This window comes from Microbispora oryzae, from assembly GCF_017896165.1.
GTDB lineage: Bacteria > Actinomycetota > Actinomycetes > Streptosporangiales > Streptosporangiaceae > Microbispora > Microbispora oryzae.
Map to the genome: position 1 here is coordinate 262,696 of NZ_JAFCNB010000006.1, position 22,689 is coordinate 285,384.

Here is a 22,689-nt window from a genome sequence, read left to right on the forward strand (position 1 = left end):
CGAACGCATCAGGGCATGACACCCCCCATCCACCCCGAGCGCAGGGGCCGCCTGCCGCCTCGTAGGAGGATCCGTCATGCGCGAGCAGAACGTCATAGCCCTCCCTCGCGCGGCGTCGCGCGTGCGCGGCTTCGCGGCCACACATCGGCAGCTGATCGGCGACGCGCTGCTGGTGATCGCCATCCTCTCTTTCACCGTTCCGACGACGGTCCTCGACCTGTCCTTCTCGCTGTTCGGCCCCATACCCGACTGGATCGAGATCCTCGTCGAGGTGATCACGGTCGGAACGCTGCTGATCCGGCGGCGTACGGCCCTACCGATGATCATCTCCACGGTCGTCTGCGCCGTGCTGACCGGTCAAATCGTGCCCATGGCCTTCGCCGCGTACTCGATGACGGCGGAGAACAAGGTGCGCCACTGGCAGCTGGTGGGCATTCCCCTGGTCGTGGCCGGCGCGCTGGTCGACTTCGTGTCTCCGGGCACGGACAACTTCCTCTACCTCTGCGTGATCCGCGCGCTGACCCTCGTCTACCTGCCCGCGCTGGTCGGGACCTGGGTCCGCGGATACCGCGGCATGATCGGTGAGCTCCGGGCGGGAGTGCGGGAGCGGGAACGGCAGGCGGCCTCCCTCGAACGCCGTAAGATCGCGCGGGAGCTGCACGACACGGTGACTCACGCGGTCACGACGATGGTGCTCAACGCGGGGATCATTCAGACCTCCCGGGAGTTCGACGAGGTGGCCAGGGTGGCCGCCTCGATCGAGGACAAGGGAGTGCAGGCGCTCGCCGAGCTCCGCGAGCTCCTCACGGTGCTCCGCCGCGAGGACGATCGGCCGCCCGCGGCCACCAGGGCGAGGTCGATCCCCCACCTCGTCGAGGAGGCGGACGCCACGGGCATGCGGGTCGACCTCCAGTACGACCTGCCGGAGGCGGGCCTGCCCACGCAGGTCGGCCACGCCTGCTACCGCGTCGTCCAGGAGGGGCTCAACAACGTCAGGAAACACGCTCCCTGTTCCGACGTCCGGGTCGTCTGTGAGACGTGCGACGACGTCGTCAAGATCTCGGTGGTCAACGGCGGGGACGGCGGCCCCCCGGCCCTCGGGTTCCGGCTGCCCAACTCGGGTCACGGGCTGGCCGGGCTGGCGGAACGGGTCGCCCTCCTCAACGGACGGCTCGACATCGGGCCCACCGCTGAAGGCGGCTTCGAACTGACGGCCCGCATCCCTCTGCCCGACGAAGGCGCCGCGTCCGCTCTGGAGACTCCGGGAGGTGAGTCGGCCGCCGCGGGAGCGTAGTGAGACCCATGGCCGCCCCGCCCTCGGCCGTCCGCCGCCGTGAGCCCCGGCGGCCGACGGCCGGCCCCCGGGCGACCGCTACGGGCACTCGCCCCGCAGGTCCGGTCCGGGCAGGTTCAGGGGCTCGTGACCGGGGCCGACTTCGAAGAGGGCACTGCCCGGCGCCCTGAGGACACCGTTGTGGACGTACCACGAACCGGGTACGGCGGTGCGTGGGCCGTCACTCGTCGCGTAGGTGGCGTCCGGTATGCCTCTCTCCCGCAGGAGCGTGCGGACCTCGTCGACAGTTTTCTGCTTGCAGGCGACGCAGTGCAGCGGCTCGCCCCGGGCATCGATGGCGGCGATGAACTTGAACCTCTCGCCCGTGCGGGCCTGGCGGCCCAGCGTGATCGACAGCTTGCCCCGGTAACCGACCGGGATCCGCAGCCCGATGGTGCAGTGGACATCGGGCTGGGCGCAGCCCTTCGAGTCGACGGTCTCGACGCCGTCCTCGCGCCGCGTTCCCCCCGCCGTCTCGTGCTCGCCCCGTACGGATCCCTCCCAGATCTGCCCGACGAGGCTCGGCGAGGCCGGGATCAGCGTGAGTGACACGTTCAGGCCGAGCTCCCGCAGCTGTTTCCGGTAGACGTCGGGGTTGGCGAAGAGGTCCTTGACCGTGACGACGTAGTAGCCGCCCTCCCGCTTGACGTCGAGCGCCGCGGCGGCGGGGCCGGCCCCAAGGCCGAGGAACCCCGGCCCGATCAGGCCCACGACCGTGGCCAGCGCGGCGAGCGCGGCGGTGACACCCCAACGGCGCCGCGGTGCGCGCACCGCCCCGAGCCGCCGGGCCCGGCGAGGGCTCGGGGCCGCCGACGGTTCGCCGGCCGCGGCCGACGTGATCTCCTCGAACAGTTCGCGCGCCCCCGGGCTGATCCCCGGGCCTCGGGACGGCGCGATTCCGGTGATCATCTGGTCGATGTCAGGTCTCATGACATTCCCTCCACCGCACCGACCGCGCGCGTGTCGTAACCCGCGAAGTCGGCGCCGACGATTCTCAGATTCCGGGCCAGACGCCTGCGCGCGCGATGCGCCCGGATGCGCGCCGCGTTCCGGGAACAGCCCAGGACCCTCGTGATCTCCGCGGTGGTCAGCCGGGCTTCCCGGCCTTCGGGGATCTCCGTCACCCGCCGCCAGGCCGTCATGAACGTCTCGGCGATCGCGTCGGCGGCGTCGTCCGGCGACTGCGTCCGCCGCCAGACGTACGTCATGAGATCCGGGTAGTTCGCGTCGTAGATCTCCTCGAAGCGCTTCCTGAGATCGGGGGGACCCATGCTGCGTTCCTTTCGACCGGGGTCTGTGAACCATCACATGTCCGGCACGGCCGGAGGATTTCAGCAGCAGTTCTCCGAGCCGGCGGCCGACCCGGTCGTCGTCCTGTCCGCCTGGGTGGCCGATCGCCCGCGCCCGTCGAGCCCGCTCAACCGGCTGGCTAACCTCGACCTCGTGGTCACGAACTTCACGGTATTTCCGGCTCGCGCGTCCGATGGAGACGCGCTGGGCGAGATCCATGCGGCGTCCTGGACGGCGGCCTACGCCGGTTTCTTCGCGCCGGAATTCTTCGCCGAAGCCATTAGACAGCGGCGCACCAAGTGGCACGACATGCTGTCCAGGGAGCAAGACAGCGTCATACTCGCCGCGCTGGACGGTCGCCCTCTGGCCTTCTCCTACCGAGGCGTGTCGCCGGCGCGGCCGGGGTCAGCGGAGATATTCGGCTTCTACGGCCATCCGGACGCGTGGGGCACCGGAATCGCGAGCGCCCTGATGACCGCCACCCTCGACAGCCTCCGCGAGAGCGGCATCGGTCACGTGCATCTCTGGACGCTGCGCGACACGCCGCGGTCACGCCGTTTCTACGCCAAGTGCGGCTTCACGGAGTCGGGCGAGACGCGGGGGCACGACTTCGGGGACGGCCGGCCGGTCGAGCAGGTCGAATACCACCTCACGTTCTCTCGCGCGTAGAGGCCGGTGCGCCGGTCATCGGGTCGATTGATGCGGGATTTCATAAAGGGGGTGGATGCGTAGCGCGATGGCATGCATACTCACGGTTGTCTATCTCCCCCCGACCCGAAGGGTGCGTCATGGGCTTCGAAACAGGCTGGATCGCCAATCCTCCGTACCCCGGAAAGCCCAAGGCCAAGAGGGCGCTGCCCGCGTACGAGAAGGCCGATGCGGGCGGCCTGGGCGACGCCTCGGACAACGATCTCACGGCCACCTTCGACCACGGCTTCATCGAGGTCGACCCGGAGTTGTGGCTGGAGGGGCCGGACCACACCCTCTACGTGTGCGGTAGCTACCAGGGGCTCATGGAGTACTGGATCGAGCGCGCCGCCCTGGGCGACCCCGCCTACAAGGACACCGCGGCCCTGATCGCCGAGAAATACGCGGCCGAGGTCGAGGCACTGGCCTCGTTCTGGGAGAAGAAGCAGGCCCAATACGAGCCGAGCAAGGGAGGGCAGCAGACCGTCACCCTGGAACGCTCCCTCAAGGGCATCGACGGCACCGGGAAGCAGGTCACCGTGACGCCCGGGACCTATCCCTGCCTGGGCACCGAGACGAGACGGATCCCCGGCGAGACACAGCTGTCCCCGTACAGCGTCTCGATCACATTCGGCGACAAACGCGTCCTTATCAACCCCGACACGCTGTCGGGTTACGTGGACGAGCACGTCGTCGAGGCCAAAAGCCTGGGGCTCGCGAACACGCTCAAAGCAGAGACCATCAGGGCGCTCTTCGCGGAGACCAAGTCTCTCATCAGCGCATACGTCCCCCACGGTCAGTGGCTCGGGGACGAGCACGTGCACTACGTGACCTCCGACGAGATGGGGGCGGTCTTCGTCCTGGAGAAGATGCCCGCCTCGCCCGATGCGGTGGAGGGGGCCCGCAGGAAGGACGGCGACTTCTTCGAATTGGGCGCCAACACGCCGGGTGTCCGGTTCGGCGACCACATCTTCATCCAGCGCGACTATCTCGGCATCGGAGTCGAATATCACGAGGCCGTGCATCGTCTGGCACACCCGGCGACCCTGAAGATCCTCGGCTGGGGCTTCAACGAGGGCGCCACCGAATACTTCACGCGCATGCTGGTCGCCGGGGCCGGCGACAGCCACAAGCAGGTCCGGCCCGACGGGCAGTACCAGTCCGAGCGCGAGGGGATAGAGGCGCTGATCAACCTGGACGTCTTCACCGCGGACGACCTCGCCAAAGCCTACTTCGGCGGGCAGATGCAGGCGTTGTTCGACAAGGCGGCGCGACGGCTCGGAAAGGACTTCAGCCTGCAGGCCTACGCGCTGCATCTTCAGGGCGGGCACGCCTCCGCGGCGCGGCAGACGCTGCAGGACCTGCTGACCGACTAGACAGACCCGGGCCGGGGCGGGTCCCGGAGTGCGCCCGGCCGCCCCACGGAGAGGCCCCTCGCGATGTGTCCGAGGGGCCTCTCTTCTGCGGCGAGTCGGACGCCGGCTTCCACTACGGCGACGAGCTAAGACGAGCTAACCGGCCCTGCCGAGCCCGCGGGCGAGGATGGCGGCGGTCTTGGCCACGACCTTCTCGTCACTGGCGCCGTCAGCGGCCCGGCGGTTGGTGAGGATCACCATGACCACCGGTGCACCGGATGGCGGCCGGACGACCGCCACGTCGTTCGTGGTGCCGTACGCCGGGCCGGTCCCGGTCTTGTCGGCGACGGTCCAGTCCTTGGGCAGCCCGGCCCGGATGCGCGCGTCCCCCGTCCTGGTATCGGCCATCCAGCCGATCAGGCGGTTCCGATCGGCGGGCTCAAGCGCGTCGCCCAGGGCAAGTGCCCGCAGGTCGCGGGCGAAGGCGTACGGGCTGGTGGTGTCGCGCCTCTCACCGGGCTTCCAGACGTTGAGCTCGGGCTCCCAGCGGTCGAGCCGGCTCACCGAGTCGCCGAGCGAGCGGTAGAAGGCCGTGAGCCCCGCGGGCCCGCCGATCTGCTTGAGCAGCAGGTTGCCCGCGGTGTTGTCGCTCATGGTGATCGCCGCCTGGCACAGTTCGGCGACCGTCATGCCGGTGGCCACGTGTTTCTCCGTGATGGGCGAATAGTCCAGGAGATCGCCCCGGCCGTAGCGGACGACCCGGTCCAGCAGCCCGGGATCGGACTGCCGCGCCTTCCGCAGCACCGCCGCCGACAACATGGCCTTGAACGTCGACAGCGTCGGAAACAGCTCGCGGGCCCGGTGGCTCACCACCCGGCCCGTCCCCGTGTCGATCGCGTACGCGCCGATGCGTCCGTGATCCTGCTGTTCGAGGCGGCGGAGCCGCCGGTCGACCTCCGCCTGGGACGGGTCAGCCGACGGCTCCGGCGTACGGATCGGCGTAGTGATGCTCTTTGGGGCCGCCCTCCCGGCGGTCGTGGTCTCCCCGCACCCGGCGAGACCGGTGACCGCGAACACGGCGGACACGGCGAGCCCGGCCGCGCCGAGCGCGGCCCGAATCCGTGTTGAGTCCTCCATCACGACCGAACGCTATCCGGCTGGGCGGGCGTCACGCCTCCCGGACGCTGATCGCGGCGCGGTGGTGGCGAGGTGTCTCGAGCTCGTCCAGCAGCGCGATCGCGAAGTCCGCGTAGGTGATCCGGCTGACCGGGTCGCCGTGATCCGCGACCCGGTAGCGGCCGATGCGCGTGCCGTCATGGTCGAAGTCGCCCGCGGGTGCCACGTACACCCAGTCGAGGTCGCACGCCTGAAGCTCGTCGAGGCCTGCGGCGTGGCCGAGGTAGAAGGCGCGGTACTCGTCGGGGTAGCCGGGCTCGTCCATCAAGGGAACACCGGACGCCCCGGGCATGATCGATGCGAGACCGACCACCACCAGGCGGGGCACGCCCGCCTTCGCCAGGCCGCCGGTCAGGGCGCGGGCCGACGCGGTGAAGAAGTCGTGCGGTGACACGGACAGGTCCACGGCGGCGCTGATCGCGGCGTCATGCCCGGCGGCCGCATGCTCGACGCTCACCGGGTCGGTGACGTCGCCCGCCACCACCCGCACGTCGTTCAAGCCGCTGTGACCTGCCGGGTCGCGCACCACGGCGGTGACCTGGTGGCCGCGCCGACGCGCCTCCGCGACCGCCCGCCGGCCGGCCCGGCCACCCGCGCCGAAGACCACGATGTTCATGACGAACCGCCTTTCACCAGGGCCGGAACCCATGCGCCCAGCCGGTTCCAGGACGCTATCCGGGGCCGCGGTTACCACTGGGATACCGGCTATCGTGAGGCCATGAGCGTCCCCCTGCCCGACGACATGTTCGACGAGCTGTGTCCGTCCTCGCTCAATCCGATCCGATTCGGCGACAAGTGGGCGCCGCTCATCATCCGCTGCCTCGAGCACGGGCCGCGCCGGTTCTCCGAGCTACGCGTGCCCCTGAAGCGCGTCTCGCCCAAGGTCCTCACCCAGTCGCTGCGGTCCCTCGAACGTGACGGTCTGGTCAAGCGCACCGTCTATGCCGAGGCCACCCCGCACGTCGAGTACGAACTGACCCCGCTCGGCCGCAGCATCCTCAAACCGATGGCGATCGCCTGCGCCTGGGCGGCGGAGCACTGGGACGAACTGCTCGACGCCCGCGAGTCGTACGACAACGGCGGCCACCTCGACCGCGCCGGCTGACGAGACGTAGCCACGCCCGAACCTGACATCACCGGGCACAGCATGTCGGGTTCGCCGGGGCGCGGCTGCCTAGCGTTGGTGGTCGGAAGGAAGGTGGCAGGGTGCTGGAGCGGCTGAACCACGCCATGGACTACATCGAAGAGCGTCTCGACCAGCAGATCGAGGTCGCCGAGCTCGCGCGGATAGCCGTCACATCGGAGTACCACTTCCGCCGGCTGTTCTCCGCCCTGGCGGGCCTCCCGCTGTCGGAGTACATCCGGCGCAGGCGGCTCACCGTCGCGGGCGCCCAGGTGCTCGCCGGCGAGGGGACGCTGCTCGACGTCGCCGTTCGTTACGGCTACGGCTCGGCCGAGGCGTTCGCTCGCGCGTTCCGCGCCGTACACGGCGTCGGTCCGGGCGAGGCCAGGCGGACCGGTGCGGCCCTCTACTCCCAGCCACGGATGTCCTTCCGCCTCATCGTCGAAGGGAGCAGCAGCATGCGATATCGGATCGTGGAGAAGGGGGAGTTCCAGGTTGTCGGCAGGAAGGTACGGGTTCCTCTCGTGCACGAGGGGATGAACCCCGCGATCGTGGCGTTGATCCGGAGCATGGATCAGGAGACCGTACGGCGCATGGAGAGCCTCTCCGACCAGGAGCCGCGGGGAATCGTCAACGTCGCGGACCGCGTCGCCGACGGCCGGGAGGAGGGCACCGAGTTCGACTACTACCACGCCGTGGTGACCAACGCCGCCGCGCCGGACGACATGGAGTCTCTGCTCGTCCCCGAGGGGACGTGGGCGGTTTTCGAATGCTCGGGGCCGGTCCCGCAGGCGCTGCAGTACCTGTGGCGCGACGTGTTCACGCAGTGGTTTCCCTCCAACCCCTACCGGAGCAGGCCGGGTCCTGAGATCTCACTCACCCGGCTGTCGGAGGACCCGGCGGAGGCCGGCGCCGAGTTGTGGATCCCGGTGGAGCGGACCACCGGCTGAACCGGCTCGCGCCCGAACGCCCGGCACCGTGACCGGGCCGCGGAGCGGGTGACGAGAGACCGATGTGAGTGAATGGGACTACCGACGGTCATGCCGGAGCCCGGCACCGTCCGGCGCAGCGGCTCTCTCGGAGGAGAAGCGTCGTGCCCCATCGCCAGCACGTGCCAGCGCCGGATGACGAGTCCCCGTCGCGGGCCTCGCAGGGGCCGCCGACGGCACATGGCACGAGCGGGTACGACGCGGTCCGGCTCGCATTGGTGATCGGCGCTCTCGGCGTGGTGTTCGGCGACATCGGGACCAGCCCGATCTACACCCTCCAGACGGTGTTCAACCCGAGCGACCCGCATCCCGTCCCGGTCAGCACGGAGAACGTGTTCGGGGTGGTGTCGCTGGTGTTCTGGTCCGTGATGATCATCGTCACGGTCACCTACGTACTGCTGGCGATGCGCGCCGACAACGACGGCGAGGGCGGCATCATGGCGCTGATCACGCTGTTGCGGCGGTGGACCGCACAGCGTGGTCGGCGGGCCGCCGTCGTGCTGGCGGCGCTGGGCATCTTCGGGGCTTCGCTGTTCTTCGGCGACAGCATGATCACGCCGGCGATCTCGGTGCTGTCGGCGGTCGAGGGGATCAAAGTCCTCGGGCCGTCGCTCGGAGAGGTGGTCGTACCGATCACCGCAGTGATCATCGTGGTGCTGTTCGTGGTGCAGCGCCGGGGAACGGCGGCGGTGGGCCGGATGTTCGGGCCCGTGATGATCGTCTGGTTCGTGACGATCGGGGCGTGCGGAGTGTCCGGCATCGCCGGACGCCCGGAGATCCTCAAGGCGTTGTCGCCGACCTACGCGGTGACCTTCCTCACCGGACATCTCGGCACCGCGTTCTTCGCCTTGGCCGCGATCGTGCTCGCGGTCACCGGCGCCGAGGCGTTGTACGCCGACATGGGGCACTTCGGCCGCCGGTCGATCAGCCGCGCCTGGCTGATTCTCGTGCTTCCCGCGTGCGTTCTCAGCTACCTGGGCCAGGGAGCGCTGATCCTCGCCGAGCCGGCCAACATCAGCAGCCCGTTCTTCCTGCTCGTGCCCGGCTGGGGGCGGCTGCCGATGGTCCTGCTGGCCACGGCGGCGACCGTGATCGCGTCCCAGGCTGTGATCACGGGCGCGTACTCGGTGGCGTCCCAGGCCGCGCAGCTCGGCTACCTGCCCAGGCTGCGGATCGCGTACACCTCGGAGTCCACCATGGGGCAGATTTACGTCCCGTGGATCAACTGGCTGCTGATGGTCTCGGTCCTCACTCTGGTTTTCGCCTTCCGCAGCTCCACGGCACTGGCCTACGCCTTCGGCATGGCGGTGACCGGGACGATCACCATCACCACCCTGCTGTTTTTCTACGTGGCCCGCGCGAAGTGGGGCACACCGCTGTGGATCGTCGTCCTCGGCGCGACCGTGCTGCTGGCGGTCGACCTGCTGTTCGTCGCGGCCAACCTGACCAAGCTCGTCCACGGCGCGTGGCTGCCTCTTCTGATCGGGCTCACCGCGTTCACCGTCATGACCACATGGCAACGGGGCCGCGCGATCGTCACGGCGGAGCGGAGACGACGCGAAGGGTCGCTGAGCGAGTTCATCGAGCGGATACGCACGGGGAAGGCGGCGACGACACGTGTCCCCGGCATCGCCGTCTTCCTCAACCGCGGTAAGCAGACCGCGCCGCTGGCCATGCGCGCCAACGTCGAGCACAACCACGTGCGGCACGAGCACGTCGTGATCATGTCGATCGAGACCGAGCCGGTGCCCCGCGTCCCGGCCGCCCGGCGCATCGTCGTGGACGACCTCGGCTACGCCGACGACGGGATCATCCATGTGATCGCCCGGTTCGGCTACATGGAGACACCGGACGTGCCCGGCGCGCTGGCGATGCTCGACCCGGCCGCGACCGAGGGGCGGCTGCGGCTCGACCAGGCGTCCTACTTCCTGTCGAAGATCGAGCTTCGGCGGGGCAAGGAGCCGACAATGGCGCTCTGGCGCAAGCGCCTGTTCATCGCCACCTCCTACATCACCGCCGACGCCGCCGAATACTTCGGCCTGCCCCGCGACCGCACCGTCATCATGGGCTCGCACATCGAGGTGTAGCCGCGCGGCCGGGATATCACGGCGCGGCCCAGCCCTGCTCGTCATTCCAGCAGGTGCCATCGCCTAACCCCCACACAGCACGAATCGTGGCGTCCGAATGACGTCACGTAGGTGGCACTATCAGATTGATATGACGCCATTATGATGTCATGATGGCGTCATGGACCTTGCGCCTTATGTCGATCACCTCCGGCGCGAGCTCGCGGTGGCCGCCGGGGCGGGCGGCGAGGAAGCTCGGGCACTGGCCGAGCGCCTCGCCGTGACGCTCGAATCGGCCACCCGGCTCACGCTGCTGGAGGCCCTGTCCGCCGCGGCGGACGAGATCACCCAGGACCTCGCACCGGGCTCTGTCGAGGTGCGGCTGCGCGGGCGCGATCCCGGTTTCGTCGTGACGCCGCCGCCGCGGAGCCCCCGCCCGCTCCGGGAGGAGGATGAGGTCGGGCAGGCCGAGAGACCCCCCGCCCAGCCACCGTTCCCCGACTCCGACGAGGGCGGGACGTCCCGGATCTCGCTCCGGGTCCCCGAGCACCTCAAGCCGCGCATCGAGGAGGCGGCCGCACGCGAGGGGCTGTCGGTCAACTCCTGGCTGGTCCGCGCGGTCGGCGCCGCGCTCGACCCCGGCGACGCCGGCCGCCGCTCCGGTCGAGGCCAGACGCGGCAGACCGGTAATCGCTACAGCGGCTGGGTGCGCTGATGTCCGCGTCAACCCACGATGAGAGAACCGGAATGCCGACCTTCGACACCCCGCGCCCCATCCTGGCCGTCCTCGACATGGCGACCGCCACCGTCCGCGTCAACGCGAGCGACCGCGCCGACACCGTCGTCGAGGTCCGCCCGAGCGACGAACATAACGACGCGGACGTCCAGGCGGCCCGGCACACCCAGGTCGGCTACTCCGACGGCAGGCTCCTGGTGCGGACCGACAAGGAGTACACGGGCTCGGCCTCCGGCTGGGGCCTCTCGCTTGGCAAGCTCGTCGAGTCGCCCGCGAGCTGGGCGCGTTCGCTCCTGCGCGGCCCGGGCTCGGTCGACGTGACGATCGGCCTGCCGGCCGGCTCCCGCCTCGACGTCAAGACGGCGGGAACCGTCCTGTGCGAGGGACCGCTCGGCGAGCTGACGCTCACCAGTTCCTACGGCGACATTCGGATCGAGCGGTCCGCCGGTCGGCTGCGGGCGAAGAGCACCCACGGCGACGTCTCGGTCACCCGTGCGTCCGGGCACGCCGAGGTGACCACGACCCACGGCAGCATCCACATGGGCGAGATTCACGGCACCGCCGCGGTCACGACTTCACACGGCGCCGTCCGCATCCGCGAGGTGACCGGCGAACTGCGGCTGAACAGCGCCCACGGCGACATCGCCGTCGACCGTGCCCTGGCCGGCGTCGCCGCCACGACCGCGTACGCCAGCGTGCGGATCGGCGAGGTGATGTCCGGCTCGATCGTCATGGAGACCACCGGCGGCGGCCTGGATCTCGGCATCCGGGAGGGCACCGCCACCTGGCTGGACGTGAGCTCCACGTACGGCACCGTGGACGTCTCCCTCGAACCCGGTGACGAACCCGGCCGGACGGATCGGATCGTCGAGGTGCGGGCCCACACCACCCACGGCGACATCGTCATTCACCGTTCCTGACAACCAAGGAGATCTCGCATGTCTGACGCGATCGTGGCCGAGGGGCTGGTCAAGAAGTACGGCGACGTGACCGCCCTCGACGGGATGGACCTGGCCGTCCCCCAGGGGACGGTGTTCGGACTGCTCGGCCCGAACGGCGCCGGTAAGACCACCACTGTGCGAATCCTCACCACGCTGCTCAAGCCGGACGCCGGCCGCGCCACGGTCGCCGGGTTCGACGTCGTCCGTGACGCCCACCGGCTGCGTGCGCACATCGGCGCCTCCGGCCAGTACGCCGCCGTGGACGACCACCTCACCGGCGCCGAGAACCTGGAGATGGTCGGCCGCCTCTACCACCTGGGCACCAGGCACAGCAGGCGGCGCGCCCGCGAGCTGCTGGACAGCTTCGACCTGACCGACGCGGCCGATCGCCCCGTGCGGGGCTACTCCGGCGGCATGCGACGCCGGCTCGACCTCGCCGGTGCGCTGGTCGCCAAGCCGCCAGTGCTGTTCCTCGACGAGCCCACGACCGGCCTGGACCCCCGGGCCAGGATCGGGTTGTGGGAGGTCATCGCCGGCCTCGTCGCGGGGGGCACGACGGTGCTGCTCACCACTCAATACCTGGAGGAAGCCGACCGGCTCGCCGACCGCATCGCGGTGGTCGGCCACGGACGTGTGATCGCGCTCGGCACGGCCGACGAGCTGAAGGACCAGGTCGGCGGCGACCGGATCGAGCTGTCGGTGACGAGCGCGGCGAACCTGGAGAGCGCTGTCCGGACGCTGGCGCCGCTGGCGGTCGGAGACGTGCGGGTCGACGGCGCGGCCCTGCGGATGACGATCCCCGTGGCCGGCGGCGCGGCCACCCTGACCAAGGCGCTCGGCCGGCTGGCGGACGAACGGATCACCGTACGCGACGCCGGTCTGCGCCGGCCGACCCTGGACGACGTGTTTCTGAGCCTCACGGGACACGAGACCGACGAAAAGATCAAGGAGACCGCCCGATGAACACCCTGCGGCTGGCCGTCGCCGACGGTGTGACGATCACCAAGCGCAACGCCTTGAAGATCCGGAGAGCCCCCGACCTGTTGGGCGGCGTGGTCATGCTCCCGATCGTGTTCGTGCTGCTGTTCACCTACGTCTTCGGCAGCATGATCAGCCTGCCCGGCATGTCGTACGGGGAATACCTGCTGCCCGGGATCTTCGTCATGACGATCGTCTCAAGCGCCCAGATCACCGGCTACACGTTGACGCAGGACCTGCAGAAGGGCGTCTTCGACCGCTTCCGTACCCTGCCGATGTCGCCCTCGGCGGTGCTGACCGGCCAGACCTTCAGCGACGTGATTATGAACCTGACGAGCATCGTCACCATGGCACTCGTCGGGCTGCTCGTCGGATGGCGCATCCACAGCTCGCCGTTCGAAGCCGCCCTCGGGTTCGTGATGCTGCTGCTGTTCGCGTACGCCTTCTCCTGGGTGACGGCCACGGTCGCGCTGGCGCTGCGCACGCCCGAGGTCTTCAACAACATCGCCACCATCATGTCGTTCCCGCTGATCTTTCTGTCCAATGCCTTCGTCGACAGCACGCGGCTGCCCGGGGCGCTGAAGCCGATAGCCGAATGGAACCCGGTCTCCACGCTCGTCCAGGCCGCACGCGATCTGTTCGGCAACACCAGCCCGGCCCTCCCATTGCCCGGCGCCTGGCCGCTGCGGCACGCGGTGCCGGTGTCTCTGCTGTGGTCGGTCCTGCTCCTGGTGGTGTTCGTACCGCTGGCCACGCGGCTGTACACGCGGGCGGTCAGTCGATGAGTCACGTGACGGCACGCGTCTCGGAAGGCGAGCGCGACAGGGCGGTGGAGCTGGTCCAGCAGGCGTACGCGGACGGCCTACTCGCCCCGGCCGAGCTGGAGCGACGGCTCGAACGCGCGCTCACCGCCGTCTCCGCCCACGAACTGGAGCCGGTGGTCGCCGACCTGCCGGACCAAGTGGTCCACATCGCCTCCACCGGCGGGCGCGTCACGCGGACGGGCGACTGGCATGTCCCGCGCCGGCTACGCATCGACTCCGAATACGGCAGAGTACGGCTCGACCTGTCCCGGGCCCACGTCCCATATTCGCGGATCGACATCGAGCTCCGGCTCGCCTACGGCGGCGGCACGATCATCCTGCCGGCCGGCGCGAGTGCGAACGCCGATGGAATGCGCACCGAATGGGGCAAAGTGATCTGTAAGGCACCCGGCCGCCAGAGCCCGGGCAGGCTGCACGTCCAGGTCACCGGTGAGCTCCCTTACGGCCGCCTGACCATCCGACGGAAGTGACGCGGCCCCACGCTCATGCGGCGTCAGGCCTCGTGTTGCGAGGCCGGCACCACGATCTCTTCGACGTCCTTATCACGGTTACGGGTCGCCCACAGATAGACCAGCGCGCCGATGAACAGGACGATCGAGGTCCACTGGTTGATCCGGAGTCCCAGGAGCGTGACCGCGTGGTCCACTCCGCCCACCGGGTCGATTCGCAGCCCCTCGATCCAGAACCGCCCGAACGTGTAGCCGGCGACGTAGAGAGCGAACAGGCGGCCATGGCGCAACGTGAACCGCCGGCCGGCCAGAATCAGTGCGAAACCGAGCGCCGCGTCCCACAGCGACTCGTACAGGAACGTCGGATGGTAGAGCACGCCGGGCTCGCCGCCGTGCGCCTGGTCGATGTGCAGGCCCCATGGCAACGTGGTCGGACCGCCGTACAGCTCCTGGTTGAACCAGTTGCCCCAGCGGGCGATCGCCTGCCCGAACGCGATGCTGGGCGCGATCGTGTCGGCCACGGCGGCCAGAGACAGCCCGCGGCGGCGGCAGGCCAGCCACACGCCCACGCCTCCCAGGGCGACCGCGCCCCAGATGCTGAGCCCGCCCTCCCAGACGAACAGCGCCCGGTAGGGCTCCTTGATCGCGCGTGGGCCGAAGTAGGTCTGCCAGTCGGTGATGACGTGGTAAAGGCGAGCGCCGATCAGGCCGGCGATCACCCCGGGGACCGCGATGTCGCTGATCGCGCCCTTCTCGCCGCCGCGGGCGCGCCAGCGGCGCTCGCCGAGCCAGATGCCGAAGCCGATCGCGACGATGAAGCACAATGCATAGGCCCGGATCGGGATGAATCCGAGATACCAGACCCCCTCGGCAGGGCTCGGGATCGAGGCAAGGGGCATGCCGGTGAGGCTAGTCAACGCGAAGCCGCTCGGCCGCCTTCGTGACCTGATCGCAAGCATGCGAAAGTCATCGAGCAGCGTCCTCGACGGTGACCTGCGGTGCCTTGAGCGGTCTGTCAGCGCCCGCACAGATCCGTGCCACCGGCGTGCGGCCGGCAGAGCCGGAGCCGGTCGCGCAGAAAACGACGCTCGGCGTCGGTGGGCGCGAGGCCGAGCGCCTCGCGGTAGCTGTCAGCCGCCTCCCGCGTGCGGCCCATGCGCCGCAGCAGGTCGGCGCGTGTGGCGTGCAACAGGTAGTAGTCGTCGAGCTGTCCGGTCCCGGCGATCGCCTCGACGAGTGACAGCGCCGCCTCGGGACCGTCGGCCATGCCGATCGCCACGGCACGGTTGAGATCCACGATCGGGCTCGGTGCGATGCGCGCGAGCTCCGTGTACAGCCCGACGATCTGTGGCCAGTCCGTGTCGGCCGCCGCCGGCGCGGTGGCATGGCACGCGGCGATGGCCGCCTGCAGCTGGAACGGGCCGGCGCGGCGCCGGCGTAGCGCTCGTTCGCAGATCTCGGCGCCCTCCGCGATCCGCGTCCGATCCCAGAGCGAGCGATCCTGCTCGGCCAGGGTGACCACGTCGCCGGCGGCGTCCGTGCGCGCCGGCCGCCGGGCATCGTGCAACAGCATCAGCGCGAGCATGCCCTGAGCTTCCGGCTCGTCGGACATCAACGCCGTCACCACCCGGGCGAGACGGATGGCCTCCTCGCACAGCCGGGCCTTCCGCGCGTCTCCGTATCCCTCGTTGAACAGCAGATAGAGCACGTGAAGCACGGCCGGAAGGCGGTCCGGCAGCAGGTGCGGGGGCGGCACCCGAAACGGGATGCCCGCGTGCGCGACCTTCTGCTTGGCGCGGAACAGGCGCTGGCCCATGGTGCGTTCCGGCACCAGGAACGCACGCGCGATCTCGGCGGTGCTCATGCCTGCCAGGCTGCGCAGGGTCAACGCCACCTGGGCGTCGAGACTCAGGGCCGGATGGCAGCAGGTGAACATGAGCTCCAGGCGTTCGTCGGGGATCTCGCTGTCGCTCGGGTAAGACGGCGGCTCCACGTCCATAGCGGCCACCTTTCGCAGCTTCGCCGCCTCGGTCGACGCGCGACGCATCCGGTCGATCGCGCGGTGGCGTGCCGTGGTGGTCAGCCACGCCAGTGGCTGTTCCGGCACGCCTGATTCCGGCCACCTCTGGAGCGCCTGCGCGAACGCGTCCTGCGCGCACTCTTCGGCCAGATCCCAGTCGCCGCCGGTGGACCGGATCATGGTGGCCACGATCCGGCTCCACCCCTCGGCGTAGATCCCGGCGATCCGGTCCTGCACGTCGGCTGTCACCGGCGTCATCCGTCTCGCGGCTAGTCCTCGTCCGGCCAGAACGGACGCAGCTCGATCATCCCGGCCCAGGCCATCGGGTGCCTGGACGCGACGTCGATGGCCTCGTCGAGGTCGGCGCACTCGAGGATGTCGAAGCCGGCTATCTGGTCCTTGGTCTCCGCGTACGGGCCGTCGGTCAGCAGCACCTCACGGTTGCGGACGCGGACCGTGGTCGCGTCGCTCGCCGGCCGGACGCGGCTGCCCATCAGCCGGATCCCCTTGCCGTCGGTCTCCGTGACCCAGTCTTCGACATCGGGGGCGCCGTCGTCTTGGCCGGGCGTGTAGTTCGGGTCGGTGCACACCAGCATCAGATACTTCATCGGGCTGCTCCTGTTCGTGGGATTCGTCAGCTGGATGACGAACGGGAAAGCCCCTCCACTACACCTCACCTCAAAGATCTTTTTCGCACGTGAATGTCGCGCGCGCATCGCATCACCACGCGGAAGGTCAGCCGCGCACTGTGGTGACGCGGAGTCGGGGGTCGGCTTTGATCTCCGCGTCGCTGAAGCGTTCGGTCACCCACTGGCCGCGTGAGAACAGCAGGGTCTGGTCGGCGTGGTGGGGGGACAGCGGGTTGGCGGACAGGGAGTAGGTGAGGACAGTGCGGGCGCGGGGGCCGTCCGGGGTGATCTCCACGGCCATCATGAAGGTGGAGCCGGTGTTGACGTCCGGGTAGCGCCCGTCCGGGCCGAGCGGGCCGCCCGTGCGCACCCGGTCGAAGCAGCCCTCGGCTTCGGTGCAGCCGGGCAGCGGGATCGAGGAGTAGTGCTGAGCCTGGCCCGGGGTGAGGGTCAGGGGGATGTGGCCGGCCTGGAAGAACAGCACGGTGTCGGCCAGCGCCCGCCACACCGCCGGGTCGTCCCGCTTGAGCCCGCTCGGCGTGGTGAGCGGATGCGCGGGGTCGAACGGCACCCGCCACCAGCTGACCGGGGGCTCTCCCACCTTGGTGGGACGTCCGAGCCGGCCGTGGAACTCCCGCCACAGGATGGCCCCCCGGCCGTCCAGCGTGGCGTGCCCGTCCCAGGCCGCGAGCACCTTGCACGCCTCGCGCACGTCCACGTGTTCGCCTCCGGACGCCGTCATCTCATGGTGGGCACGGCACATCTTCCGCACGTCCGCGCGCATGATCTCGAAGGTGTGGTTGCGCTTGGACCGGCTGGTGGCCTGCAGCGTCTCCAGCGTGAAGCCGGGCGCGCCGAGCCCGTCGGCACCGGCCAGCCGCTGGGCGATCATGTCGAGGCTTACCCGGGGACGCGGCTCCAGCTCGGTGCCGGTGTGACCCCAGATCCGCGGATACCCGGTCAGCGGCGCGGCCGGGTTCGCCAGCCAGAGGCTGTTGTTGGAGTTGGCCACATAGTCGGTGCGGATCAGCTTCGGCTGGCTCGCCGGGCCGAAGACGCCGGGCACGACGGCGTCGGGGTCCTTGCCCCACAGACACCTGGAAGTCGAGCCGTCCAGCACGAGGGCGTCCAGCGACGGATCGGGTGAGGGCTTGGCACAGCGGCCCGCCTGGGCGTCGGTGACGTGCGGGACAAGCGAGGCGTCGGAGAAGTAGACGGTCCCGCTCGCGTCGGTGGCGAGCGTGTAGATGAACGGCAGGCCCTGGTAGGTGTCCTGGGCGGCACGCAGCTGGGTGAGGTTCCGCGCCCTGCCCATCGCCAGCCACTCGTCGGCCGCGCGCAGGTTGGCGGCGTTGACGTCGGCGATCGCGTACGCGACCTCGTCGCTCCGCGCCGCGGCGAGCACCGGCCCATACCGCGAGGTGTAGAGCACGTCGCGGAAGAGAGAGCCGTCCTGCTGGACGACCTCGATCTCCTGGCGGCCCATCGGCTCAGCCCTGCCGTCCACCAGGTAGCTGGTGGGGTCGCCGGGGACGAGCTGGAGCCGGTACAGGGTGAAACGCTGCGCGTGGGAGACCGTGTGGGTCCAGGCGACGCCCGCGGTGTGGCCGATCTCGACGACCGGCGTGCCGTACAGGCTGGCGCCGGAGACGTCGAGCACGCCGGGGATGGTCAGCTGCACCTGGTAGAAGCGGCGGATCCCGTTCCATGGGAAGTGCGGGTCGGCCAGGAGCATGCCGTCGCCGGCTCGGGTCGCGTCCTTCCCCAGGGCCCAGCCGTTGCTGCCCGGGGCGGACCTCGTGACCGGTGCCGCCGGCCCATCGCCGCCGTTCTCGCCGCCCCCGACGAGGACGTCCTTGAGCTGGGTGATCCCGGACATGCGGTCGGTGTCGAGGATGTTGTTCCAGATGTCGGTGGCCGTGATGGGGGTCACCCACGCCTTGCCCCGGCAGGTGGGGTCGGGCAGGTTCGCCACCCCGGTCTCCGCCAGGTAGCGGTTGTATCCGGCGACGTAGCCGTCGACCATCCGGCGGAGGTCGGCGCTCGGGCCCAGCGGCGCCGGCTGAGCCAGCAGCCGCGGCACGACGCCGGACTCCGCGACGCTCTTGTAGTACACGTCGCTGACGAGGTTTCGGACCGGTCTCGTCGAGTCGTCCGACATCGCCTTGGCACCGAAGTAGCGGGAACGCTCCCCCCGTAACGTCACTGCCCACGACGCGAGCACGCACAGGTTGTCCTGTGCGAAGGCGTATCCGTACCCGAACCCGAGGCCGCCGTAGTCCTTGGCGGACACGTGCGGGATGCCGAACTCGGTGCGCCGGATCTCGGCGGAATAGCGGCCGTCGCTCGCCATCGACGGCGCGGACGTGCGCACCCCCACCACGGCGCTAACGCTCAGGACCAACGCGAGCACCACGGCGAGCCGCGGTCTGAGTTTCATCTGGACTCCTATTCGAAACGCGCGTTGTCCGGCGCGGTCATGCGCCTGAGCAGGGGGAGGACCGAGAGGATGACCAGCAGGGAGGCGGCGAGGCCGCCGCCGACGGTCGAGAAGTAGACGGGCCCCGGCATCGCCATCGAGGTGTGCTTCATCGCGAGGTGATCGACGAACGGCTCCGCCACGCCGAAGCCGGCGCCGGCGGCGATCACCGCGGCCAGCACGAGCGGCAGCGCCGACTCCAGCAGCACGACCCTGATGAGGGTGCGGGCGTGCGTGCCGGCCAGTCGCAGCAAGGTGAACGACTGCCTGCGCTCGATCAGCCCTCCTGCGACCGCCACCATGAGGCTGCAGCCTCCGGCGACCAGGGTCACCGCGACCATGGCCAGCGCGACGTTCTCCGCCATCCCGTACACGTCCGCCCGGACCTGGGCGACCTCGGCGAAGGTCATCGGCGCGTCCACGGCGTACCCCGCCAGCACCGTACGGAGCCGCTCCAGCGTGGCGGTGTCCTCCGTCGTGACCAGGACGGAATGCAGGGTGAGCCCCGCAGCGAGGGCGGGCTGACTGGCGGGGCCGGCGAGGGGGAGGATCTTGTCGATGGTGAGCGGGTTGTCGGCGCTGACCAGGCGCTGGTAGTCGCCGGTCACGGCCTGCGCGCCCGCGGGGCACCGCCCGAGTACGGGGAAGCGGGTCAGGCTCGCGCACGTCACGATGGTCAGCGGGGGCGGCGGGCCGTTCTCGCGCACGAAGACATCCGGAGCGTCAGGGTTGTCGTAGATCGGCAGCACGACAGCGCCCGGGTAGGCGTTCAGCCGGGCGAGCAGGTCCGCCCCCGCCTGCGGCGAAAGCCCCGGTATGCCGGGCTTGGTGAGCGGGACGCGCAGCACGTCGTTCAGAACGCCGCCGGCCACGGCCTTCTGGCCGGAGACCACCGCCGGGACGATCCCCGCTATCGCCGTCCCGATGAACACCGCAAGCACGAGCCCGCTGACGGAACGGAACGCGGCCTTCGGGTCCGCGGCCAGCCGTTGCGCGGCCAGCAGCGTCGCCGCGCCCCCGGTCCGCCAGGCGGCGAGATGTGCCGCCAGCATCGTCAGCCAGGGCCCGGCCAGCATGAGACCGACCATGATCAGTGTGAGCCCGATGTCGGCCAGCAGGGCATGTGGCTCCTTGCCGTTCCAGAACACCGGGCCGGCGAACAGCCCCAGCCCGGCCAGCAGCGGGAGCAACCGCCACGCCCGCGGCGGAGGCGCGGCGGCCTTCCTGGCCGTGCCGAGCGGCGAGATCCGCACCCTGCGCAGCGACCACAGGGCTGCACAGGCCGCGGCCACCGGCACGCAGGCGACCACCGCTCCGTACTGCCATGGGCTCGGGGCGACCAGCTCGGGGAAGAAGCGCGAACCGGTGATCCGCACGTCGGTCAGGAACGGCCGCGCGAGGTGGAAGAGCGCGATGCCGGCCAGCGCGCCGAGCAGCGCGCCCAGCGCGGCGTCCACCGCGGCCAGCACGTTGACCTGCCGGGACGTGGCGCCCACCAGCCGGATCGCGGCGAAACGCGCCTCGCGACGCGCGGCGGCGAGCCGGGTGGCGGTGCCGACGAGCACCAGCAGCGGGACGACCAGCCCGACGGCGGCGACGCCGAACCCGAGCTGGTAGAAGGCCGTGTCGTCATCGATGGCGGGCACGGCGGCGACCGTGTCGACCTGCCTGGTGCCGGTCATGGCGGCCACCTGCTGGGGCGTTCGCCCCACGACGACGGCCAGCTCGTCCGGCCCGGACAGCGCCGCCTGGCCGATCAGCCCGGCTCGTGTGCCGGGGAAGCGGCCGGCGAGCTGCTCGCGCGGCACCGAGTCCAGCAGCCGGGCCAGTGCTGGGGAGACGTAGTACTGGCCGGGACCGGGCATACCGGACAGGCCGGGGATGACGGGCGCTCGATCGCCGAGAGCGGCGGCGTCCAGCCGTTCGATCGTCTGGCCCGCGTAGTAGTCCTCGTGGTAGTTCCACAGCGCGCCGTCGTTGGCGGCGTCCAGCGCCCAGCCGTTGGGCGCCGCGCCGATGGTGCACTCCCAGCAGACGCGGTCGTTGGTGGCCTGGAAGGCGTTGAAGAGCGAGAGCGTCGCCAGCAGCACCGCGACGCCGATCGCCACACCGGCGACGATCAGAGCCAGCCGGGCCACCGCCTCCCTGCCGCTGCGCAGCGACAGCCGCAGGCCCAGCGCGATCACCGAACGCCCTTGTCGGCGTGTGAACCGGTGACGTGGACGTCCCGGACGGCGTAAGAGCCGGCGGCGTGGTCGTCGTCGATGGCGTAGGTCACGTGGGAGTCTGGGACTCCGTAGGGGTCGGTGAGGCGGCCGTCACAGACCATGACCTCCCGGTCGGCGCAGGCGGCGACGCGGGCGTCGTGGGTCACCACGATCACGGTCGTGCCCTCCTCGCGGGCCAGGCCCACCAGGAGCTCCATCACCTGCTCGCCGGTGAGCGAGTCGAGCGAGCCGGTCGGCTCGTCGGCGAACAGCACCCGGGGCCCCGTCACCAGCGCCCTGGCGATCGCCACCCGCTGCGCCTGGCCGCCGGACAGCTCCCCGGTACGCCTGCCGCCCACCTCCGCCAGCCCCAGCCGCTCCAGCCAGCCCGCCGCCTGCTTGTAGGCGTCCTTGCGCTTGGTCCGGCCGAGCAGCAGCGGCAGGGCGACGTTGTCGGTCACGGTCAGCTCCGGCACCAACTGCCCGAACTGGAAGACGAAGCCGAAGGCGGTGCGGCGCAGCCGTGTGCGCGGATCGTCGCCCATCGTGTCCAGCCGCCGCCCGTCGAACCACACCTCTCCGCTGTCGGGCGTGAAGATCCCGGCGAGGCAGTGCAGCAGCGTCGACTTTCCCGAACCGCTCGGGCCCATCACGGCCAGGATCTCGCCGGCGGTCACCGACAGGCTGGCGTCCCGCAGCGCGGGAGTGCGCCCGTAGGAACGGCTGATCTTCCGCGCCTCGATGATCACGACGCACGCACCATGGTGGCCAGCGCGCCGAGCCGCGCCTGGGTGAGGTCGATCCAGCGCAGGTCGGCCTCCAGATAGAACATGCCGTGGTCGGCCAGCAGCGCGTCGACCAGGGACCCGCCGCGCTTGATTTCGGCGAGCTCCCGCATGCGCCGCATGTGCGTGGCACGCTGCATGTCGAGGTAGGCGGCCGCGTCACGTCCCAGCATCAGCGCGAGGACGACCTTGGTGAAGAGCACGGTCTGCAAGTAGGGCTCGGGCGCGACCGGCTCCGACAGCCATACCGCGACCTCCCTCCTGCCTTGCGAGGTGATGGCGTAGCGCTTGCGGTCCGGCCCGTCACCCGGCTCGCTCTGCCCGGCCGTGACCTTGCCGTCCCTGGCCAGGCGGCCGAGCGTGGAGTACACCTGCCCGAAGGGCAGAGATCTGCCCCCGCCGAAGTAGGTGTCGTAGTCGCGTTTCAGGTCGTAGCCGTGGCTCGGCTCCCGCTCCAGCAGGCCGAGCAGCGCAAGAGGGACGCTCATAAGGGTGACTATATACTCAAGGTATATACCCGGCGTATACATAGGGGAGAGGCCGTTTGGAGCGCCGCCGAACTCGGGTTCACCGATCGCCGGGCGGAACGGATTCCGCCCGGCGATCAGCTCGTTCAGGTGAG

22 protein-coding genes are annotated in these 22,689 nt (G+C 70.2%); 11 read left to right on the forward strand and 11 right to left on the reverse strand.

The features are described from left to right. The first annotated feature begins 76 nt into the window (after positions 1-76). Complete coding sequence (locus JOL79_RS14035; RefSeq protein ID WP_210156214.1) at positions 77-1,294, forward strand: sensor histidine kinase; 1,218 nt, start codon at positions 77-79, stop codon at positions 1,292-1,294. Between the two features lie 78 nt (positions 1,295-1,372). On the opposite strand, the gene JOL79_RS14040 is transcribed toward JOL79_RS14035, so the two are convergent. Then, positions 1,373-2,263 carry a hypothetical protein gene (locus JOL79_RS14040; RefSeq protein ID WP_210156215.1) on the reverse strand — a complete coding sequence of 297 codons (891 nt, stop codon included), beginning with the start codon at positions 2,261-2,263 and terminating at the stop codon, positions 1,373-1,375. Next, positions 2,260-2,604, reverse strand: coding sequence for an RNA polymerase sigma factor (locus JOL79_RS14045; protein ID WP_210156216.1), 345 nt, complete (start codon positions 2,602-2,604; stop codon positions 2,260-2,262). The genes JOL79_RS14040 and JOL79_RS14045 overlap by 4 nt, the downstream gene beginning before the upstream one ends. Positions 2,605-2,641: 37 nt before the next feature. On the opposite strand from JOL79_RS14045, the gene JOL79_RS14050 reads away from it, so the two are divergent. Both JOL79_RS14050 and JOL79_RS14055 read left to right on the forward strand, forming a co-directional pair. After that, positions 2,642-3,292 (forward strand): GNAT family N-acetyltransferase, encoded by a 651-nt coding sequence (locus tag JOL79_RS14050; RefSeq protein WP_210156217.1) that lies wholly within the window; start codon positions 2,642-2,644, stop codon positions 3,290-3,292. Positions 3,293-3,411: 119 nt separating this feature from the next. Further along, positions 3,412-4,686 (forward strand): hypothetical protein, encoded by a 1,275-nt coding sequence (locus JOL79_RS14055; RefSeq protein ID WP_210156218.1) that lies wholly within the window; start codon positions 3,412-3,414, stop codon positions 4,684-4,686. 135 nt (positions 4,687-4,821) lie between these two features. Here the strand turns inward: JOL79_RS14055 and bla are convergent, their stop codons facing one another. Together bla and JOL79_RS14065 are read right to left on the reverse strand one after the other, a co-directional pair. Beyond that, positions 4,822-5,802, reverse strand: coding sequence for a class A beta-lactamase (gene bla / locus JOL79_RS14060; RefSeq protein ID WP_210156353.1), 981 nt, complete (start codon positions 5,800-5,802; stop codon positions 4,822-4,824). A gap of 31 nt (positions 5,803-5,833) precedes the next feature. Beyond that, the gene (locus JOL79_RS14065; protein WP_210156219.1) at positions 5,834-6,457 is read right to left on the reverse strand and encodes an NAD(P)-dependent oxidoreductase; all 624 of its coding nucleotides are present in this window, start codon (positions 6,455-6,457) and stop codon (positions 5,834-5,836) included. 102 nt (positions 6,458-6,559) lie between these two features. Between JOL79_RS14065 and JOL79_RS14070 the strand changes: the two genes are divergently transcribed. The 8 genes from JOL79_RS14070 to JOL79_RS14105 all read left to right on the forward strand — a co-directional run bounded on the left by JOL79_RS14070 (position 6,560) and on the right by JOL79_RS14105 (position 13,968). Further along, complete coding sequence (locus JOL79_RS14070; RefSeq protein WP_210156220.1) at positions 6,560-6,946, forward strand: winged helix-turn-helix transcriptional regulator; 387 nt, start codon at positions 6,560-6,562, stop codon at positions 6,944-6,946. Between the two features lie 101 nt (positions 6,947-7,047). Then, positions 7,048-7,914, forward strand: coding sequence for an AraC family transcriptional regulator (locus JOL79_RS14075; RefSeq protein ID WP_210156221.1), 867 nt, complete (start codon positions 7,048-7,050; stop codon positions 7,912-7,914). A gap of 161 nt (positions 7,915-8,075) precedes the next feature. Beyond that, the gene (locus JOL79_RS14080) at positions 8,076-10,040 is read left to right on the forward strand and encodes a potassium transporter Kup (RefSeq protein ID WP_210156222.1); all 1,965 of its coding nucleotides are present in this window, start codon (positions 8,076-8,078) and stop codon (positions 10,038-10,040) included. A 160-nt stretch (positions 10,041-10,200) separates the two neighbouring features. Then, a complete protein-coding gene (locus JOL79_RS14085; protein ID WP_210156223.1) occupies positions 10,201-10,734 on the forward strand; it encodes a toxin-antitoxin system HicB family antitoxin in 534 nt (177 codons plus the stop codon). Between the two features lie 32 nt (positions 10,735-10,766). Next, positions 10,767-11,675 (forward strand): DUF4097 family beta strand repeat-containing protein, encoded by a 909-nt coding sequence (locus tag JOL79_RS14090; RefSeq protein ID WP_210156224.1) that lies wholly within the window; start codon positions 10,767-10,769, stop codon positions 11,673-11,675. Between the two features lie 18 nt (positions 11,676-11,693). Beyond that, on the forward strand, positions 11,694-12,659 hold the full coding sequence (locus JOL79_RS14095; protein ID WP_210156225.1) for an ATP-binding cassette domain-containing protein: 966 nt from the start codon (positions 11,694-11,696) through the stop codon (positions 12,657-12,659). Next, positions 12,656-13,459, forward strand: a complete 804-nt coding sequence (locus JOL79_RS14100) for an ABC transporter permease (RefSeq protein WP_210156226.1) — start codon at positions 12,656-12,658, stop codon at positions 13,457-13,459. The genes JOL79_RS14095 and JOL79_RS14100 overlap by 4 nt, the downstream gene beginning before the upstream one ends. Positions 13,460-13,464: 5 nt before the next feature. Continuing rightward, the gene (locus JOL79_RS14105) at positions 13,465-13,968 is read left to right on the forward strand and encodes a DUF1707 SHOCT-like domain-containing protein (RefSeq protein WP_307848519.1); all 504 of its coding nucleotides are present in this window, start codon (positions 13,465-13,467) and stop codon (positions 13,966-13,968) included. A 23-nt stretch (positions 13,969-13,991) separates the two neighbouring features. On the opposite strand, the gene lgt is transcribed toward JOL79_RS14105, so the two are convergent. The 7 genes from lgt to JOL79_RS14140 form a co-directional block, all read right to left on the reverse strand. After that, complete coding sequence (gene lgt / locus JOL79_RS14110) at positions 13,992-14,846, reverse strand: prolipoprotein diacylglyceryl transferase (RefSeq protein WP_210156228.1); 855 nt, start codon at positions 14,844-14,846, stop codon at positions 13,992-13,994. A gap of 116 nt (positions 14,847-14,962) precedes the next feature. Continuing rightward, complete coding sequence (locus JOL79_RS14115) at positions 14,963-16,204, reverse strand: RNA polymerase sigma factor (RefSeq protein WP_307848520.1); 1,242 nt, start codon at positions 16,202-16,204, stop codon at positions 14,963-14,965. Positions 16,205-16,236: 32 nt separating this feature from the next. Then, on the reverse strand, positions 16,237-16,575 hold the full coding sequence (locus JOL79_RS14120) for a YciI family protein (protein WP_210156230.1): 339 nt from the start codon (positions 16,573-16,575) through the stop codon (positions 16,237-16,239). A 127-nt stretch (positions 16,576-16,702) separates the two neighbouring features. Then, positions 16,703-19,036, reverse strand: coding sequence for a penicillin acylase family protein (locus JOL79_RS14125; RefSeq protein ID WP_210156231.1), 2,334 nt, complete (start codon positions 19,034-19,036; stop codon positions 16,703-16,705). A gap of 8 nt (positions 19,037-19,044) precedes the next feature. Next, positions 19,045-21,261: an FtsX-like permease family protein gene (locus tag JOL79_RS14130; protein ID WP_210156232.1), complete on the reverse strand. Its 2,217-nt coding sequence runs from the start codon at positions 21,259-21,261 to the stop codon at positions 19,045-19,047. Then, positions 21,258-22,031 (reverse strand): ABC transporter ATP-binding protein, encoded by a 774-nt coding sequence (locus tag JOL79_RS14135; protein ID WP_210156233.1) that lies wholly within the window; start codon positions 22,029-22,031, stop codon positions 21,258-21,260. The genes JOL79_RS14130 and JOL79_RS14135 overlap by 4 nt, the downstream gene beginning before the upstream one ends. Beyond that, complete coding sequence (locus tag JOL79_RS14140) at positions 22,028-22,555, reverse strand: PadR family transcriptional regulator (RefSeq protein ID WP_210156234.1); 528 nt, start codon at positions 22,553-22,555, stop codon at positions 22,028-22,030. The genes JOL79_RS14135 and JOL79_RS14140 overlap by 4 nt, the downstream gene beginning before the upstream one ends. Positions 22,556-22,689 lie beyond the last annotated feature (134 nt).